Source organism: Nocardioides exalbidus, from assembly GCF_900105585.1.
In the GTDB taxonomy this organism is placed as follows: domain Bacteria; phylum Actinomycetota; class Actinomycetes; order Propionibacteriales; family Nocardioidaceae; genus Nocardioides; species Nocardioides exalbidus.
Genome location: NZ_FNRT01000002.1, coordinates 636,998 through 652,281, shown reverse-complemented (window position 1 = coordinate 652,281; position 15,284 = coordinate 636,998). Strand labels below are relative to the sequence as shown.

Annotated in this window: 13 protein-coding genes; 3 read left to right on the top strand and 10 right to left on the bottom strand. The window is 71.8% G+C overall.

Annotated features, from left to right (window positions below):
* Window positions 1-70 precede the first annotated feature (70 nt).
* The gene (miaB, locus tag BLV76_RS03475; RefSeq protein ID WP_090967884.1) at window positions 71-1,609 is read left to right on the top strand and encodes a tRNA (N6-isopentenyl adenosine(37)-C2)-methylthiotransferase MiaB; all 1,539 of its coding nucleotides are present in this window, start codon (window positions 71-73) and stop codon (window positions 1,607-1,609) included.
* A gap of 101 nt (window positions 1,610-1,710) precedes the next feature.
* Here the strand turns inward: miaB and BLV76_RS03470 are convergent, their stop codons facing one another.
* From BLV76_RS03470 to BLV76_RS03425, 10 genes are all read right to left on the bottom strand, one after another.
* Window positions 1,711-3,993 (bottom strand): PQQ-dependent sugar dehydrogenase, encoded by a 2,283-nt coding sequence (locus BLV76_RS03470; protein ID WP_090967883.1) that lies wholly within the window; start codon window positions 3,991-3,993, stop codon window positions 1,711-1,713.
* Between the two features lie 111 nt (window positions 3,994-4,104).
* Window positions 4,105-4,833, bottom strand: a complete 729-nt coding sequence (locus BLV76_RS03465; protein WP_175539553.1) for a hypothetical protein — start codon at window positions 4,831-4,833, stop codon at window positions 4,105-4,107.
* Between the two features lie 46 nt (window positions 4,834-4,879).
* A complete protein-coding gene (locus BLV76_RS03460; RefSeq protein ID WP_090967882.1) occupies window positions 4,880-5,785 on the bottom strand; it encodes a sugar phosphate isomerase/epimerase family protein in 906 nt (301 codons plus the stop codon).
* Window positions 5,782-6,957, bottom strand: coding sequence for a dihydrodipicolinate synthase family protein (locus BLV76_RS03455; RefSeq protein WP_090967881.1), 1,176 nt, complete (start codon window positions 6,955-6,957; stop codon window positions 5,782-5,784). Before BLV76_RS03455 ends, BLV76_RS03460 begins: the two co-directional genes overlap by 4 nt.
* A complete protein-coding gene (locus tag BLV76_RS03450; protein WP_175539552.1) occupies window positions 6,954-8,093 on the bottom strand; it encodes a Gfo/Idh/MocA family protein in 1,140 nt (379 codons plus the stop codon). The genes BLV76_RS03455 and BLV76_RS03450 overlap by 4 nt, the downstream gene beginning before the upstream one ends.
* An 81-nt stretch (window positions 8,094-8,174) precedes the next feature.
* Window positions 8,175-8,933 (bottom strand): ABC transporter ATP-binding protein, encoded by a 759-nt coding sequence (locus BLV76_RS03445; RefSeq protein ID WP_090967880.1) that lies wholly within the window; start codon window positions 8,931-8,933, stop codon window positions 8,175-8,177.
* Complete coding sequence (locus BLV76_RS03440; RefSeq protein ID WP_090967879.1) at window positions 8,923-9,684, bottom strand: ABC transporter ATP-binding protein; 762 nt, start codon at window positions 9,682-9,684, stop codon at window positions 8,923-8,925. Before BLV76_RS03440 ends, BLV76_RS03445 begins: the two co-directional genes overlap by 11 nt.
* Window positions 9,681-10,844, bottom strand: coding sequence for a branched-chain amino acid ABC transporter permease (locus BLV76_RS03435; RefSeq protein WP_245734522.1), 1,164 nt, complete (start codon window positions 10,842-10,844; stop codon window positions 9,681-9,683). The genes BLV76_RS03440 and BLV76_RS03435 overlap by 4 nt, the downstream gene beginning before the upstream one ends.
* Window positions 10,828-11,706, bottom strand: a complete 879-nt coding sequence (locus tag BLV76_RS03430) for a branched-chain amino acid ABC transporter permease (RefSeq protein ID WP_090967878.1) — start codon at window positions 11,704-11,706, stop codon at window positions 10,828-10,830. The genes BLV76_RS03435 and BLV76_RS03430 overlap by 17 nt, the downstream gene beginning before the upstream one ends.
* Window positions 11,707-11,756: 50 nt before the next feature.
* Window positions 11,757-12,983 (bottom strand): amino acid ABC transporter substrate-binding protein, encoded by a 1,227-nt coding sequence (locus BLV76_RS03425; RefSeq protein WP_217630247.1) that lies wholly within the window; start codon window positions 12,981-12,983, stop codon window positions 11,757-11,759.
* A gap of 177 nt (window positions 12,984-13,160) precedes the next feature.
* On the opposite strand from BLV76_RS03425, the gene BLV76_RS03420 reads away from it, so the two are divergent.
* Both BLV76_RS03420 and BLV76_RS03415 read left to right on the top strand, forming a co-directional pair.
* Window positions 13,161-14,198: a LacI family DNA-binding transcriptional regulator gene (locus BLV76_RS03420; RefSeq protein ID WP_090967877.1), complete on the top strand. Its 1,038-nt coding sequence runs from the start codon at window positions 13,161-13,163 to the stop codon at window positions 14,196-14,198.
* Window positions 14,195-15,265 carry a glycerate kinase gene (locus BLV76_RS03415; protein ID WP_090967876.1) on the top strand — a complete coding sequence of 357 codons (1,071 nt, stop codon included), beginning with the start codon at window positions 14,195-14,197 and terminating at the stop codon, window positions 15,263-15,265. Before BLV76_RS03420 ends, BLV76_RS03415 begins: the two co-directional genes overlap by 4 nt.
* Window positions 15,266-15,284 lie beyond the last annotated feature (19 nt).

Sequence of the window (15,284 nt, the reverse complement as noted above, 5' to 3'; positions counted from 1 at the left end):
TCCACCCCGCGCATCGGGATCCCCTCGGGATTCCTGCCGCCTCCGGAGCGCGCCGTACGCTGGTCCGGCCATGACCTCCACCGCTGAAACCACCGCCGAGACCGCTGCCGAGACCGCCGCCGACGCTCCTGCGCGCACCTACGAGGTGAAGACGCACGGCTGCCAGATGAACGTGCACGACTCCGAGCGCCTCAGCGGGCTGCTCGAGGACGCGGGCTACGTCAGGGCCCCGGCGGACGAGCAGGCCGACGTCGTCGTGTTCAACACGTGCGCTGTGCGGGAGAACGCCGACAACAAGCTCTACGGCAACCTCGGCCACCTCGCCCCGGTCAAGGCGAGGAACCCGGGGATGCAGATCGCCGTCGGCGGCTGCCTTGCGCAGAAGGATCGCGACACCATCACCCAGCGGGCACCGTGGGTCGACGTCGTCTTCGGCACCCACAACATCGGCTCGCTGCCGGTCCTGCTCGAGCGGGCACGGGTGCAGGAGGAGGCCCAGGTCGAGATCCTGGAGTCGCTCTCGGTCTTCCCCTCGACGCTGCCGACCAAGCGGGAGTCGGCCTACGCCGCCTGGGTGTCGGTGTCGGTCGGGTGCAACAACACCTGCACGTTCTGCATCGTCCCGGCGCTGCGCGGCAAGGAGAAGGACCGCCGGCCCGGCGAGATCCTCGCCGAGGTCGAGGCGCTGGTCGCCGAGGGCGTCACCGAGGTCACCCTGCTGGGCCAGAACGTCAACGCCTACGGCGTCGAGTTCGGCGACCGCCAAGCGTTCTCGAAGCTGCTGCGTGCGTGCGGCGGGATCGAGGGCCTCGAGCGGGTCCGCTTCACCTCACCGCACCCGGCGGAGTTCACCGACGACGTCATCGAGGCGATGGCCGAGACGCCCAACGTGATGCCGTCGCTGCACATGCCGCTGCAGTCCGGCTCCGACAAGGTGCTGCGCGACATGCGCCGCTCCTACCGCCAGTCGAAGTACCTCGGGATCATCGAGCGCGTGCGCGCCGCGATCCCCGACGCCGCGATCACCACCGACATCATCGTCGGCTTCCCGGGCGAGACCGAGGAGGACTTCCAGGCCACCCTCGACGTGGTCCGCGCCGCCCGCTTCTCGGCCGCCTTCACCTTCCAGTACTCCAAGCGCCCCGGCACGCCTGCCGCCGTCCTCGACGACCAGGTCTCCCCGGAGGTCGTGAAGGATCGCTACCAGCGGCTCGTCGAGGTCGTCGAGGAGATCTCCTGGTCGGAGAACAAGGCGCTCGTGGGTCGCACCGTCGAGCTCATGGTCGCCGAGGGCGAGGGTCGCAAGGACTCCGCCACCCACCGGCTCTCCGGTCGCGCCCGCGACAACCGGCTCGTGCACTTCGCCGCCGACTTCTCCGCGGTCGATGCCGACTCGGTGCGCCCCGGCGACATGGTGACCGTCGAGGTCACCTACGCCGCGCCGCACCACCTCGTCGCCGACGGCGCGATCCGGTCCGTGCGCCGCACCCGTGCCGGTGACGCCTGGGAGCGGCGTACGTCCGCACCTCCCGCCGCCTCGTCCGTCGGCCTCGGCATGCCCGCGGTCGGCGTGCCGGCTCCGCTGCCGCCGGCGCCCGCCTGCGGCTGAGGCTCCGCCCGCCGGTCGAGCAGGGCGCCCTGCGCCCGTGTCGAAACCGAGGCCATCGTGCGACCTCGGTCTCGACACGCTCGCTGCTCGACCAGCGGTGATCAGCGGAGGTAGCGACGGTACTGGCGGGCCACCTCGGACGCGGAGGCCGCGTCGTCGAGGAACATCAGCGCGTCCATGCGGCAGTTGCACGGGTTGCGCTCGGTGCCGTTCTGCGGGAACGAGCCGCCGATCTTGATGCCCCGCGGGTTGGTCGCCGACGTGCCGGTGCCGTCGACCGCCCACGGGTCGGTCGCGGTGTAGGCGCCCTTCACCTTCTTGCCGTTGCGGTAGAGCTGCATCGAGCCCTTGGCGAAGTCGAAGGTCGCCGCGAGGTGGACCCACTCACCCTGCGGCAGCAGCTCCTGCCACGGCTGCGAGGCGGCGTACGTCCACGAGCTGCCGTCGTCGAGGCGACGACCCAGCGCCACGAGCCTGAGCTCGCCGTCGACCTGGATCAGCTCCAGCAGGGCCCGGACGCCGTGGCCGTCGGAGTTGCCGGCGAGCACGCCCGCCAGCCCGATGGCGTTGTAGCCGGCGGTCGGGTTCTGCCCGGTCATCTTGAACCAGCCCATGACGGTCGTGCCCTTCGCGTTGCTGAAGCGCGAGAGCGAGGCGACCCCGTCGGCGTCCGCCTCGTAGACACCGGCCTTCCACGCCGTCCCGGTCGGCGACTCGGCGGCGCTGTGCACCTGGAGCGAGTTGTTGGACCCCGGGTAGGCGCCGTCGTCGATGCGCATCCGGTCGCCGCCGTTGATGAGCTGGACGAGGGTGCGGCTGGCGCCCTGGTCCTCCTCGTAGGCATCGTTGGCCGCGAACGGGTGCTCGAAGTCGTAGGCCGCGACGACGTGCTTGCGCAGCGCCGGCTCAACCTCGTCGGGCCAGGGCGACCGCGTGGTGTCCACGACCTTCCAGATGGTGCCGTTGGCCTTGGAGAGCAGGTAGAGGTTGCGCTCGGAGTCGGTGCCGAAGCGCAGGTCGATGCGACCGTCGCCGACCAGGTCGGGCATCCGCACCCGCCGGCCGTCGGTCGTGAAGAGCTGCATCTCGTGGATCGTGGCCTCACGGTCCCGGTCGTCGCTCATCTGCGAGGCGACGGTGTAGAAGACCTTGCCCTCGACCAGGTCGCCGAAGACGTACTTGCCCTTCAGCCCCGGCAGGTCGCCGCGGTGGACGAGGCCGCCGGAGATGGCGTGGCCGGAGTCGGCGTTGCAGCTCCAGTTGGCGGGGGTGTCGTGGGCGTAGGACGCGACCGGGAAGTCGTAGCCCTTCGCCGCCTGCTCCGGCGTCATCGGGTCGAGCCGGCACTGCGTCTCGTTCTGGTAGTCCAGCCGCGACTCCACGTCGGGCCAGCCGAAGTCGTCGCCGGCGTCGGCCTGGTAGACCGCCTCGATGGCGCGCTGGCCGATGTGGCCGACGTACATCTCGTTCTTGCCGCCGAGGTCCCAGCTGAACCGGTGCGGGTCACGCATGCCGATCGCCCAGATCTCGCCGATGGCGCCCTCCTCGCCGGCCCACGGGTTGGTCGCCGGGACGCCGTACTGCCCGTTGGGGCCGTCGGTGCCGAAGGGGTCGATCCGCAGGATCTTGCCGGCGGGGGAGGAGAGGTCCTGCGGCTCGTCGCTGCGGACGCCGTTGCCGCCGTCACCGACCGCGAGGTAGAGCAGGCCGTAGTCCTCGTCGCCCGGCTCCGCCGTCGGGTTGAAGTCGATCTGCTGGATCGCGTGGATCTGCTCGGTGAAGCCGAAGCGGAAGATCTCGCGCTGGGTGCCGGTGAAGGTGTCGGCGGCGGGGTCGTCGGCCGTCCACTCGGTCACCACGCTCTGCACGAACGCGTTGGGCTGGTTGGGGTAGGTCGGCGTCTTCGTCGCGATGGCGTCCTGGTTCTCGGAGTGGACGGTGTAGAACTTGCCGTTGTCCGCGAACTCCGGGTGGAAGGTGACGAAGCCGAAGCCCGAGCCCATCCCGCGGCCGGAGAAGAAGTCGGGGAACCGCGCCTTGATGTCGAGGTACGTCGTCTCCTCGCCGTCGCGCAGCAGGTAGAGCGGGCCGTTGAGGTCCGGCACGTAGAGGCGGCCGGAGCCGTCCGGCACCTCGCCGACGTAGTTGATCCGGTTGTGCCGCACGAGGCGTGGGTCGGTCGGCGCGGGCGTCGGCTCCGACGTCGGCAGCTGGGCGTACTCCTCGAGCACGAGGCCGAGGCTGGAGGGCCTCGGGTCCGGCGGGATCGGGGGAGCGCCGGGTCCGGACGAGCTGCCGGCCGTGGCCGGGGTGGCCCAGGGGGAGAGGGCCGCTGCCACCAGTGATGCGGTGGCTGCAGCGACCCATACGCGGGTGGTGCGCATGGTGGTGTCCCTATCGTTGAGGTGGTTGGAGACAACTGCTGCCGCGATTCCTTGCCCGGTGCCGTGGCAGCCCTCGTCGGTCCCCCGGCACGGCCGGGGGACCGACGGGGATCAGGGGGCGACGAGGCCGACGGCGCCGACGTGGCGCACGCGGCCGAAGTTGTCGAACGAGCCGAAGCCGATCCGGCCGCGGGTCAGGGTCGTGTCGGTCGCCGTCATCAGCGGCTCGCGGGCGCCGTCGAGGCGGACCTCGATCCGCCCGGTGCGGGTGTCGTGGGTGACGAGCACGTCGTGCCACTCGGCGTCAGTGATTGCGGGCGCCGCACCTCGCGAGGCAGCCGGGTCCCACTGGTCGTCGAGGCGCAGCCGGTCCGCGTCGGCGACGACGAAGATCCCGTTGTGGGGGTAGATCGTGTTGTCGGTCGACAGGTGCGCGTAGTGGAACCTCGTCGGTGACTGGTAGTTCCACACGATGATCACGTCACGGTTGGTGACCTCGACGGCCTCGTCGATCCGGACCTGTGCGGAGATCGCGACGGACGACAGCTCGGGGCCCTTGGTCACGACGGCGTACTCGAACGGGCGGCGGGGACCGGACGGCGCGGTGCCCGGCTCGGTCAGCACGACCTGGTTGCCGTCGAAGGACCACTTGTCGTCCGTCAGCGGGTCCCAGTGGCGCGGGGACGCACCCGGTACGACGACCGCGACCCGCGGTCCGTGGCGAGCGAGGTCCGACTGCTCCGGCGGGGCGGCGCCCGCTCCGGTGGCGACGGCGGGCGTGAGCCCGGCGGCCAGGGCGAGGACGGCGCCGGCGGCGGCGATCCGGTTCTTCGGGTGCATGATCCACGAACCTTTCCGAGTGCGAGGGTGGACGGTGCGGAGCTGCCTACAGGTGCGGCTCCACGAGCTCGACGTAGCGTCGGGCGAGGGTGTCGACGACCGCGCGGCCGTCGGCGGCCCAGACGTCGGCGTTGAAGATCTCGACCTCGACGTCGCCGGTGTAGCCGGCGGCCGCGACGAGGGAGGTGAGCCGGGGGAAGTCGATGTGGCCGTCGCCCATCATCCCGCGTGAGAGCAGCGCGTCGGGCGGGAGCGGGGTGATCCACTCGCACACCTGGTAGGACGCGATGCGCGCGCCGGCGCGGGCGATCTGGTCCTCGACGCCGGGCTCCCACCAGACGTGGAAGGTGTCGACCACGACGCCGACCGCCTCGACCGGCAGCGGCTCGGCCATGTCGAGCGCCTGGCCGAGCGTCGAGACCACACCGCGGTCGGCGGCGAAGATCGGGTGCATCGGCTCGATCGCCAGCCGGACGCCGACGTCGAGGGCGTGCGGCACGAGCGCCTCGACCGCAGCCGCGGCGCGGGAGCGGGCGGCCCCGAGGTCGCGGTCACCGGCGGGCAGGCCTCCGGGAACGAGCACCAGGCAGGGCGCACCGAGGGCGGCGGCCTCGTCGAGCGCGCGCCGGTTGTCGTCGTGCCGCGCGGCCTGCGACAGGTCGCCGGCGCCGGTGAAGAAGCCGCCGCGGCACACCGAGGAGACCCGCAGGCCAGCCTCGCGCACCCAGCGGGCGGCGGTCTCGAGGCCGACGTCGGCGACGGGCTCGCGCCAGGTGCCGATCGCCGGCAGCCCGGCCGCGACGCAGCCGTCGATGGCCTCGCGCAGCCCCCAGCCGTCGACCGTCTTCTGGTTGAGCGAGAGCCGGGCCAGCCGCGGGTCGCCGGGGGCGGGAGTCTCGACCCGCGCGGGCGCACCGGAGGGGACGTCGAGCTCGGTCGTCACGGCGGTCATCGGGCGAGCCCCGCTCCGTCGAGCCAGGTCCGCATCCGGTGCGCGGCCAGCTCCGGGTCGGGCAGCAGCCGGGCGTCGTTCGCGAGCGCGAAGAGCCGGCCGAGGTGGACCGCGCTGCGCGCCGACTGGAGCCCGCCGACCATCGCGAAGCCGGGCTGGTGGCCTGCGAGCCACGACAGGAACGCGATGCCGGTCTTGTAGTAGTAGGTGGGTGCCTCGAAGACGTGGCGGGACAGCGGCAGCGTCGGCGCCATCTCGGCGTCGTAGGTGGCCAGGTCGCCCTCGTCGAGCGCGGTGAGCGCCGCCGACGCCGCGGGCGCAACGGCGGCGAACGCGCCGAGCAGGGCGTCCGAGTGGTGCGTGCCGTCGCCCCGGATGAGCTCGGGGTAGTTGAAGTCGTCGCCGGTGTAGAGGCGCACTCCTGCGGGGAGGCGGGCGCGCAGCCCGGTCTCGTGGTCGGCCGACAGCAGCGACACCTTGACCCCGTCGACCTGGTCGGCGTGGGCGGTGACGAGGTCGAGGAACGTCTCGGTCGCGGCGTCGACGTCGGTCGAGCCCCAGTAGCCCGCGAGCTGCGGGTCGAATGCCTCGCCGAGCCAGTGCAGGATCACCGGTTCGCGGACCTGGCCGAGCAGCCCGGAGTAGACCGACAGGTAGTCGTCGGGTCCGGCGGCGACGGCGGCCAGCTGGCGCGAGGCCATCAGGATCACCTGCGAGCCGGTCGACTCGACGAACTCCACCTGCTCGGCGTAGGCCGCGCGCACCTCGTCGAGCGAGCTCGCCCCGGGGGCGTGGTCCGTGCCGGCGCCCGACGCGATGCGGGCGTCGTACTCGCGCGCCTGCTCGGCGCTGCGCCGGACGAGCTCCTGGACGGCCGGCCAGTCGAGGCCCATGTTGCGCTGGGCGGTGTCCATCGCCTCGGCGACCCCGAAACCATGGCGGAAGAGCTCGCGCCGGAAGGCGAGCGTGCCCTCCCAGTCGACGACCGCCGGGGCGCCCGGGACGTTCTCGCCGCGCGGGTCGGCGACCACGTGAGCGGCGGCGAAGGCGACCCGCTGCTCGAAGGCCTGGGGGTGGTCCTTCCACTGCCGGGGCTCGTGGAGCCTGACCGTCTCCCACCCGCCACCGGCGAGGGGCACGTCGACCGACGCCCCCAGCAAGGAGGCGCTCATCGCAGGGTCACCCGCCGGCCCTCGCGGGAGGACTGCAGGCCGGCGTCGACGAGCTCGAGCCCGCGCACGCCGGCGGCGAAGTCGTAGCGGTGCGGCCGACCGGCGTGGACGTCGAGCAGGTATTGCTCCCACTGGGCGCGGAAGCCGTTGCCGAACGCCTGGTTGTCGGGGATCTCGCGCCACTGGCCGCGGAAGTCCTCGGTCGTGGGGAGGTCGGGGTTCCAGACCGGCATCGGGGTGGACTCGCGCGGCTGGATGCGGCAGTTGAAGAGACCGGCGACCGCCGAGCCGTCGGTGCCGTCGACCTGGAACTCGACGAGCTCCTTGCGCTCGACGCGCACCGCCCAGGAGGAGTTGACCTGGGCGATGATGCCGCCGGCCAGCTCGAAGATGGCGTAGGCCGCGTCGTCCGCCGTGGCGTCGTACCGCTCGCCCTGCTCGTCCCAGCGCTCCGGGATGTGGGTGACAGCCTTCGCGGTGACCGCCTCGACGGCGCCGAAGAGGTTCTCCAGGACGTAGTTCCAGTGGCAGAACATGTCGAGCACCATCCCGCCGCCGTCCTCGGCGCGGTAGTTCCAGCTGGGCCGCTGGGCGGGCAGGTAGTCGCCCTCGAAGACCCAGTAGCCGAACTCGCCGCGGACCGAGAGGATGCGGCCGAAGTAGCCGGAGTCGACGAGGCGCTTGAGCTTCATCAGGCCCGGCAGGTAGAGCTTGTCGTGCACGACCCCGTTGATGATGCCGGACTTCTCGGCGGCGTCGACGAGCTCCTGGCCCTCGGCGACGGTCTCGGCGATCGGCTTCTCGGTGAAGACGTGCTTGCCGGCGGCGGCCGCCTTGAGGATCGCCTTCTTGCGCTCGCTCGTGACCTGGGAGTCGAAGTAGATCGGGGCCGGGTCCTCGGCGAGCGCGGTGTCGAGGTCGGTCGACCAGTCCGCGATCTGGTGCTGGTCGGCGAGCCGCGCCAGCTTGTCGGGGTTGCGGCCGAGCAGCACCGGCTCCACCTGGAGCCGGGTGCCGTTGGGCAGCGGGATGCCGCCGTCGTCGCGGAGGGCCAGGATCGAGCGCAGCAGGTGCTGGCGGTATCCCATGCGGCCGGTGACGCCGTTCATCAGGATGCGATAGGTCTGGTCAGGCATGTGGGGTCCTCACGTCGAGGTCGGACTTGTCGGGTCGGTGGTGGGGTGCGGTTGGGCTGGCGGCTGGTCGGCGCGCGTACGTCACGTGGTGGGCGCCGCGGCCGGACGGCCGCCGAGGTAGAGCTCGGCGAGCTGGGGGTCGCGGAGGAGCTCGTCGGCCGGACCGGAGATGTGGACCTTGCCGAGGTCGAGGACGCAGCCGAGGTCGGCGGTCTCCAGGGCGCGACGGGCGTTCTGCTCGACGAGCAGCACGGCGGTGCCGGCGTCGCGCATCCGCACGACCTGTTCGAAGACGGTCCCGGTCGCCTTGGGGTCGAGGCCCATCGACGGCTCGTCGAGCAGGACGACCTGCGGGCTGACCATCAGCGAGCGGGCGAACTCCACCTGCTTCTGCTGGCCCCCGGAGAGCGCGCCGGCCAGCGCGCCCCATCTCTCCGCGACCACGGGGAAGAGGGTCTTGACGAAGTCGATGCGGTCGTTGACCTCGCCCTTGTCCTTCACCGAGTAGGCGCCGAGGCGGACGTTCTCCTCGACCGTCATCTCCTTGAAGACGCTGTGGCCCTGCAGCACGTGGGAGAGCCCGGCCGCGAGCATCTGCTGCGGGGAGTTCTTCGTGACGTCCTTGCCGGCCACGCGGATCGTGCCCGAGCGGGGCGTGAGCATGCCGCTCGCGACCTTCAGCACGGTGGACTTGCCGGCACCGTTGGGCCCGACGAGGCAGACGACGGTGGCCGGCGGGACCTTCACGGTGAGGCCACGCAGCACGAGGGCCGCCCGGCCGTAGCCGGCCTGCACGTCGTCGAGCTCGAGCAGGTAGTCGGTGGCGTTGTCAGATGCCAAGGTAGGCCTCCAGGACTCGGGGGTCGCTCTGCACGACCGACGGGGTGCCCTCGCAGATCGGGCGGCCGCGGTCGAAGACCACGACGTGGTCGGAGAGGCCCATGACCAGCTCCATGTTGTGCTCGACGACGATGAACGTCTTGCCCTCGGCGTTGAGCGAGCGGACGAGCGTGGCGATCCGGTCGATGAGCGCCGGGTTCACGCCGCCGGCGGGCTCGTCGAGCATGATCGTCTCGGGGTCGGCCATCAGCACGCCGGCCAGCTCGAGCAGCTTCTGCTGGCCGTAGGAGATGTCGCGGGCCAACGAGTGCTCGAGGTGCTCGATGCCGACGCGGGCCAGCAGGCCGCGCGCCCGGTCCAGCTCCTCGGCGTTGCGGGCCGACGACAGCTGGCGGCGCAGCGACGTCGAGCGCACGGCGACCAGCATGTTCTCCATGACCGTCATCCGCGGGAAGACCCGGCACAGCTGGAAGCTGCGCCCGACACCGGCCCGTGCGATCCGGTGCGGCGCCTTCCCGGTGATGTCGGCGTCGCGATAGGTGACAGTGCCCTCGTCGGGCCGGATCATCCCGGTGACGCAGTTGAAGAAGGTCGTCTTGCCCGAGCCGTTGGGCCCGATCAGGGCGTTGACCTTGCCGTGGTGGAAGCTCACCGTGGCGCCGTCGACGGCGGTGACGCCGCCGAACCGCTTGGTGAGCCCGACGGTGGCGAGGCTGGTGGTCTCCGGGCGCGCGGGTGCCGTGGCGGTCATGACCGGGCTCCTTCCGTGACGGTGTCGTCGGCGCTGCGGTCCGGGGCGTCGTCGTCCGCCGGCGCTGCTGCCTCTGCGGACGTCGTACGACGCTGCTCGGCGAGCTCGGCCTGCGTGACCTCGCGGATAGAGGCCTGCTGGGGGCGGAACCGGTCGACCAGGTTGGCCACGGCCGGGATGATCCCGTCGGGCATGAAGAGCACGACGAGGGCGAGCAGGACGCCCATGGCGACGAGGTGGAACTGGGTGTCGCCGTACTGGTTCTTGAAGTACTCGACCGCGTAGCCCACGATCACCGCGCCGAGCAGCGGGCCGAAGAGGCTCCGGATGCCGCCGAGCAGGCTCATCAGCACCATGTAGGAGCCGACCAGGATCGAGAACTGGAAGATCGGGTCGAGGAAGCCGAACCACAGGGCGTAGAGCCCACCTCCGAGGGCGGTGAAGAACGCCGAGACCACGAAGGCGATCAGCTTGTAGGTGAAGGTCGGGACGCCGAGCGCCTGCGCCTTGTCCTCGTCCTCGCGGATGGCCTTGAGGCCCATGCCGAAGCGCGAGCGGTCGATCAGCCACCACACCAGCAGGGCGACGGCGAGCAGTGCGGCGTGCAGGTAGAAGAACCGCTCGTGCTGCTCGGGACGGAGCACCTCGGGTCCGAAGGGCCGCGGCACCCGGAGGCCGTTGGAGCCGCCGGTGAAGGAGCCCCACGACTGGAAGACCAGCAGCAGGATCAGCACCAGCGCGATGGACACGATCACGAACGACGCGCCCCGGACGCGGAGGCTGGCGATGCCGATGGGCACCGCGAGGGCCGCGACGACCAGGCCGGCGAGCAGCATGCCGAGCCACGGGTTGATGCCGGTGTGGATGACGAGCAGTCCGGTGGCGTAGCCGCCGAGACCGGAGTAGGCGGCATGGCCGAGCGAGATGTAGCCGGTGAAGCCGCCGACGAAGTTCCACGAGGTCGCGAGTACCGCGTAGCTCATGATCACGACGCCCACCGAGAGGATGAACGGGTTGGCCGCCACGGACGGGAAGGACAGGACCGCGGCGGCCAGGGCGACCAGGCCGACGGCCTTGAGGACGAGTGACGTACGACGGGTGCCGGCCCTGGCGGGCACGGTGGTGGGCACGTCGTGGCTGGTGTCAGAAGCGCTGGGCAAGACGACCTCCGAAGAATCCCTGCGGTCGCACCATCAAGGTGGCGAACAACGCGATGTAGAAGAACGTCTGGGCCCACGTCGTTCCGAGCGGGATCTGCAGCAGGGCCTGGCCCATGCCGAGCACCATCGCGGCGATGGCCGCACCCGGGATGCTGCCGAGGCCGCCAACGACGATGATCGCCATCAGGGGCCCGATCCAGTGCCAGTGGAGCGAGGGGTAGAACGTGGAGTCCAGGGCGAGCGCGGTGCCGCCGATGGCGGCGGTCGCGAGGCCGAGGCCGAAGCCGTAGCCCGCGACGCGCTCGGTGTTGATGCCGATGAGCCGGGCGGCCTCGGGGTGCTGGATGGTGGCCCGCAGCGCCTGCCCGAACTGCGTCTTCTTCATCAGGAGGAAGAGCGCCGCGAGGGAGACGACGGCGAGGCCGAAGGCGATCAGCTTCACGACGGCGACGTTGGCGCCGAGCACCTCGAAGTTGGCGCCGCCGTAGTCGAGGCGGATCCGGCGCTGGGTGCCGCTGAAGACGAAGCCGAGCGTCCCCTCGATCACCAGCGCGATCGAGAAGGTCAGCAGCACCGACATCATCGTCAGCGTCGCGGGGCGGAGCCGGCTGATGAGCACCCGCTGCATGAAGACGCCCATCCCGAAGAAGAGCGGCACGGTCAGCGCGAGCGAGAACAGCGGGTCGAGGCCGGTCTGGTTGGTGAACCACCAGGCGAGGTAGGCCGCGAGGATGAGGAACGCCGAGTGCGCGATCATCACCACGCGCATCACGCCGAAGTAGAGGGTGAGGCCGGCTGCCAGCAGGGCGTAGAGCCCACCCAGCAGGATGCCCAGCACCAGGCTTTGGACGAACAGGGACATCGAGGTCGCCTAACGGTCGGGGACGTGTGCGGGAACGTGGGGGTCGCGGGTCACCAGCTCGGCTTCGCCACGATGAGGTCGGCCTCCTTGGCGTCCTCGGGCAGCACGATGCGGATCTTCCCGTCGACGTACTGCTGGATCAGGTGCGCGCCCTGCGGCCGGCCCTCGGCGTCCCACGTCAGCGGGCCGACGACGGTCTCGACCTCGTTGTCGCGCAGCCAGTCGATGAGCTGGCCCTGGCACTCGGGGTCGGGGCTGGCGCACTCGACGGCCTCGACGGCGGCGGCCACGACCTGGCCGGTGGTCCAGGCGTTGGCCTCGTCCTCGGCCGGCGGGTTGCCGTGCATCTCGGTGTAGTAGTCGACGAACTCCTGGTTGGTGGGGTAGGTCGCGTCGGGGGTGTAGCCGGTGGGGGAGAGGATCCCCTCGGTCTTGCCGATCGCCTCGGGGAACTCCGGGTTGGTTGGCGCGGTCGAGAAGGCCGCCATCTTCGGCTGGTAGTCGAGCTGCTGGAGCGCGACGATCATGTTGACGGCGTCCTGGTACTGCGTGCCGCCGACCACGACGTCGGCGTCGCTGTCCGCGATCTTCGCCGCGATCGACCCGAAGTCGGTCGTGTTGGGCGGGTAGACCTCGTCGACGACCGTCTCGACGCCCATCTCCTCGAGACGGTCCTTGAGGCCGTAGGCGGTGCCCATCGCGAACGGGTCGTCCATCGAGGCGTAGGCCGCGGTCTTCGGCCGCTCGGCCTCGGGCATAGCCTCGATGGCGTCGGCGAGGTAGTCGTAGTGGTCGTTGGCGACCGCGGGCGCGGCGTAGAAGAGGTTGTCGAAGCCCTGGGTGAAGACCTCCTCGGCGGCACCGGCCGGCTCGACGAAGAGGAAGCCGTAGTCCTGCGCGACCTGCGCGGCCGGGACGACGAGGCGGGTGGAGAAGGGGCCGAAGATCAGGTCGACGCCGTCGGAGTTGATGAGCTTCTCGTAGTCGGCGGCGACCCGGTCGGCGTTGGACTGGTCGTCGAGGATCGTGAGCTCGACGTCGCGGCCGAGGAGGCCGCCGTTGTCGTTGACGTAGGCGGCCCAGGCCTCGTAGCCGCGCTGCACGCCCTTGCCGGGCTCGGAGAAGTCTCCCGTGAGCGGGAGCGAGATGCCGATCTGGATCGGACCGGTGCCGTCATCGGCCGCGTCGCCGCCTGCACCGGAGCTCATGCAGGCGCTCAGCGCGAGGCAGGAGGCCATCGCGAGTCCGGCCACGCGGTAGGGGGTCTTGACCTTCATGTCACTCCTCGTGTCCAACGCGTAAGCGCTTTCGTAAGCGCTTTCGGCTACTGTAGGCACGACGCCGGAGATGTGGCAAGGGTCACATCCGGAACTGTCCGGATCCGGTCCGGGCCCACTCCGGGCCCACTCCGGGCCAGGGGCGCGACGATCGGTGCAGCGTCACGAGGGGGACGGATGAGCAGCAGGGAGCGGGCAGCGACGCTGCGACTCCAGGACGTGGCCGCGGCGGCGGGGGTCTCCATCGCGACCGCCTCGCGCAGCCTGTCCGGGTCGCCGGGTGTCAGCGCGACCGTGGCCCAGCGGGTGCGCGACGTGGCCGCCGACCTGGGCTACGTCGCCAACATGCACGCGCGCAGCCTCGCCGGTGGTCCGACGCGGTCCGTCGGGCTCGTCGTGCACGAGATCGGCGACCCCTACTTCTCCGAGATCGCGAGCGGGGTCCTCGGCGTCGGCGCCCGCGAGGGCCTGACCGTCCAGATCTGCCACACCGGTCGTGACCCCGAGCGCGAGCTGGCCCAGCTCCGGACGCTGATCGCCAACCGGGTCGGCGCGATCATCATCGCCGGCTCCGGCCTGGTCGACCCGAGCCTGCAGGCAGCGGCGAAGGTCGAGCTGCAGGCCTTCCGGCGCTCGGGCGGGCGGGTCGCGGTCATCGGGCGGCACCACCTCGGCGTCGACGCGGTGCTCCCCGACAACACCGAGGGTGCCCGCGCGATCGCCCAGCACCTGCTCGACCTCGGCCACCGCCGCATCGCCGTGGCCACCGGCTCGCTCTCGCTGACGACGGTCGCGGACCGCATCGCGGGCGTGGGAGAGGCGTTCGCCGCGGCGGGCCTGGCGTTCGGCGACGTGCCCGTCGTGGAGGCGGACTTCACCCGCGCCGGCGGCAAGGTCGCCGTCGAGGAGATCCTCGACGAGCACCCGGGGACCACTGCAGTGATGGCGCTCAACGACGACATGGCGATCGGCGTGCTCTCGGCGCTCCGCGCGCGCGGCATCTCGGTGCCCGGCCAGGTCTCGGTCACCGGCTTCGACGACGTCGCCGTGGCCGGCGACCTCGCTCCCTCGCTCACGACCGTCCGGTTGCCGATGGGCGAGATGGGGGAGCAGGCGCTCCTGCTCGCGCTCAAGGAGCCGGGCGCCCGGCCGCGCCGCCGCACCGTCGGTGCCGAGCTCGTGGTGCGCGACTCCTCGGCGGCGCCGCCGGCATGACGCGCGTCCTGCTCGCCCCCGACAAGTTCAAGGGCTCGCTGTCGGCCGAGGGCGTCGCCGCCGCTCTCGCGTCAGGACTGCGGCGCGTCCGTCCCGACGCCCGGATCGACTGCCTGCCGGTCGCCGACGGTGGGGACGGGACCGTCGACGCCGCCGTCGCGAGCGGCTTCGCGCGGGTCGGCGTCGAGGTCCGCGGCCCGACCGGCGAACCCGTGGCGACCTCCTACGCACGCCGGGGGTCGGTGGGCGTCGTCGAGATGGCCGACGCCTGTGGGCTGGTCCGGCTGCCCGGCGGGGTGCCGGCCCCTCTGGCTGCGTCGAGCCGCGGGCTCGGCGAGGCGATGGTGGCCGCGCTCGACGCCGGGTGCCGGGAGCTCGTGGTCGGGATCGGCGGCAGCGCGAGCACGGACGGCGGCCGGGGGCTGCTCGAGGCCCTCGGTGCCCGCACCGATGACGGTCTCGACCTGTCGGGTCTCCATCCGGCGCTGGCCGCCACGCGGGTGGTCGTCGCCTGCGACGTGGACAACCCGCTGACCGGCCCCGAGGGGGCCGCGGCGGTCTACGCCCCGCAGAAGGGTGCGACCCCCGAGGACGTCGCGGTCCTCGACGCGCGGCTCGGCGAGTGGGCCGACCTGGTCGCCGCCGCGACCGGCCGCGACCTCCGCTCCGTGCCCGGTGCCGGCGCGGCCGGCGGCGTGGGCTTCGGTCTCGTCGCGGTCCTGGGCGCCGAGCTCCGGCCCGGCATCGAGCTGATGCTGGACCTCCTCGGCTTCGCCGACCGCGTCGTCGGCACCGACCTCGTCGTCACCGGCGAGGGCTCGCTGGACGAGCAGAGCCTGCGCGGCAAGGCTCCGGTCGGGGTCTCCTCGGCCGCCGGCCTGGCGGGTGCACCGGTCGTCGCCGTCTGCGGTCGCCGCCTGCTCTCGCCCGACCAGCTGGTCGCCGCCGGCATCGGGTCGGCGTACGCCCTCACCGACGTGGAGCCCGACCTCGACACCTGCCTGCGCGAGCCCGCCCGCCTCCTCGCGGACCTGGGCGAGCGGCTCGCACGCGAGCACCTCGGCTGAGGTTCGGCGCGTGGAGTCC

Excerpts from the sequence above, each read along its gene's own strand:
- miaB (WP_090967884.1), top strand. The coding sequence starts at position 71 with ATGACCTCCACCGCTGAAACCACCGCCGAGACCGCTGCCGAGACCGCC.
- BLV76_RS03470 (WP_090967883.1), bottom strand. The coding sequence starts at position 3,993 with ATGCGCACCACCCGCGTATGGGTCGCTGCAGCCACCGCATCACTGGTG.
- BLV76_RS03465 (WP_175539553.1), bottom strand. The coding sequence starts at position 4,833 with ATGCACCCGAAGAACCGGATCGCCGCCGCCGGCGCCGTCCTCGCCCTG.
- BLV76_RS03460 (WP_090967882.1), bottom strand. The coding sequence starts at position 5,785 with ATGACCGCCGTGACGACCGAGCTCGACGTCCCCTCCGGTGCGCCCGCG.
- BLV76_RS03455 (WP_090967881.1), bottom strand. The coding sequence starts at position 6,957 with ATGAGCGCCTCCTTGCTGGGGGCGTCGGTCGACGTGCCCCTCGCCGGT.
- BLV76_RS03450 (WP_175539552.1), bottom strand. The coding sequence starts at position 8,093 with ATGCCTGACCAGACCTATCGCATCCTGATGAACGGCGTCACCGGCCGC.
- BLV76_RS03440 (WP_090967879.1), bottom strand. The coding sequence starts at position 9,684 with ATGACCGCCACGGCACCCGCGCGCCCGGAGACCACCAGCCTCGCCACC.
- BLV76_RS03430 (WP_090967878.1), bottom strand. The coding sequence starts at position 11,706 with ATGTCCCTGTTCGTCCAAAGCCTGGTGCTGGGCATCCTGCTGGGTGGG.
- BLV76_RS03425 (WP_217630247.1), bottom strand. The coding sequence starts at position 12,983 with ATGAAGGTCAAGACCCCCTACCGCGTGGCCGGACTCGCGATGGCCTCC.
- BLV76_RS03420 (WP_090967877.1), top strand. The coding sequence starts at position 13,161 with ATGAGCAGCAGGGAGCGGGCAGCGACGCTGCGACTCCAGGACGTGGCC.
- BLV76_RS03415 (WP_090967876.1), top strand. The coding sequence starts at position 14,195 with ATGACGCGCGTCCTGCTCGCCCCCGACAAGTTCAAGGGCTCGCTGTCG.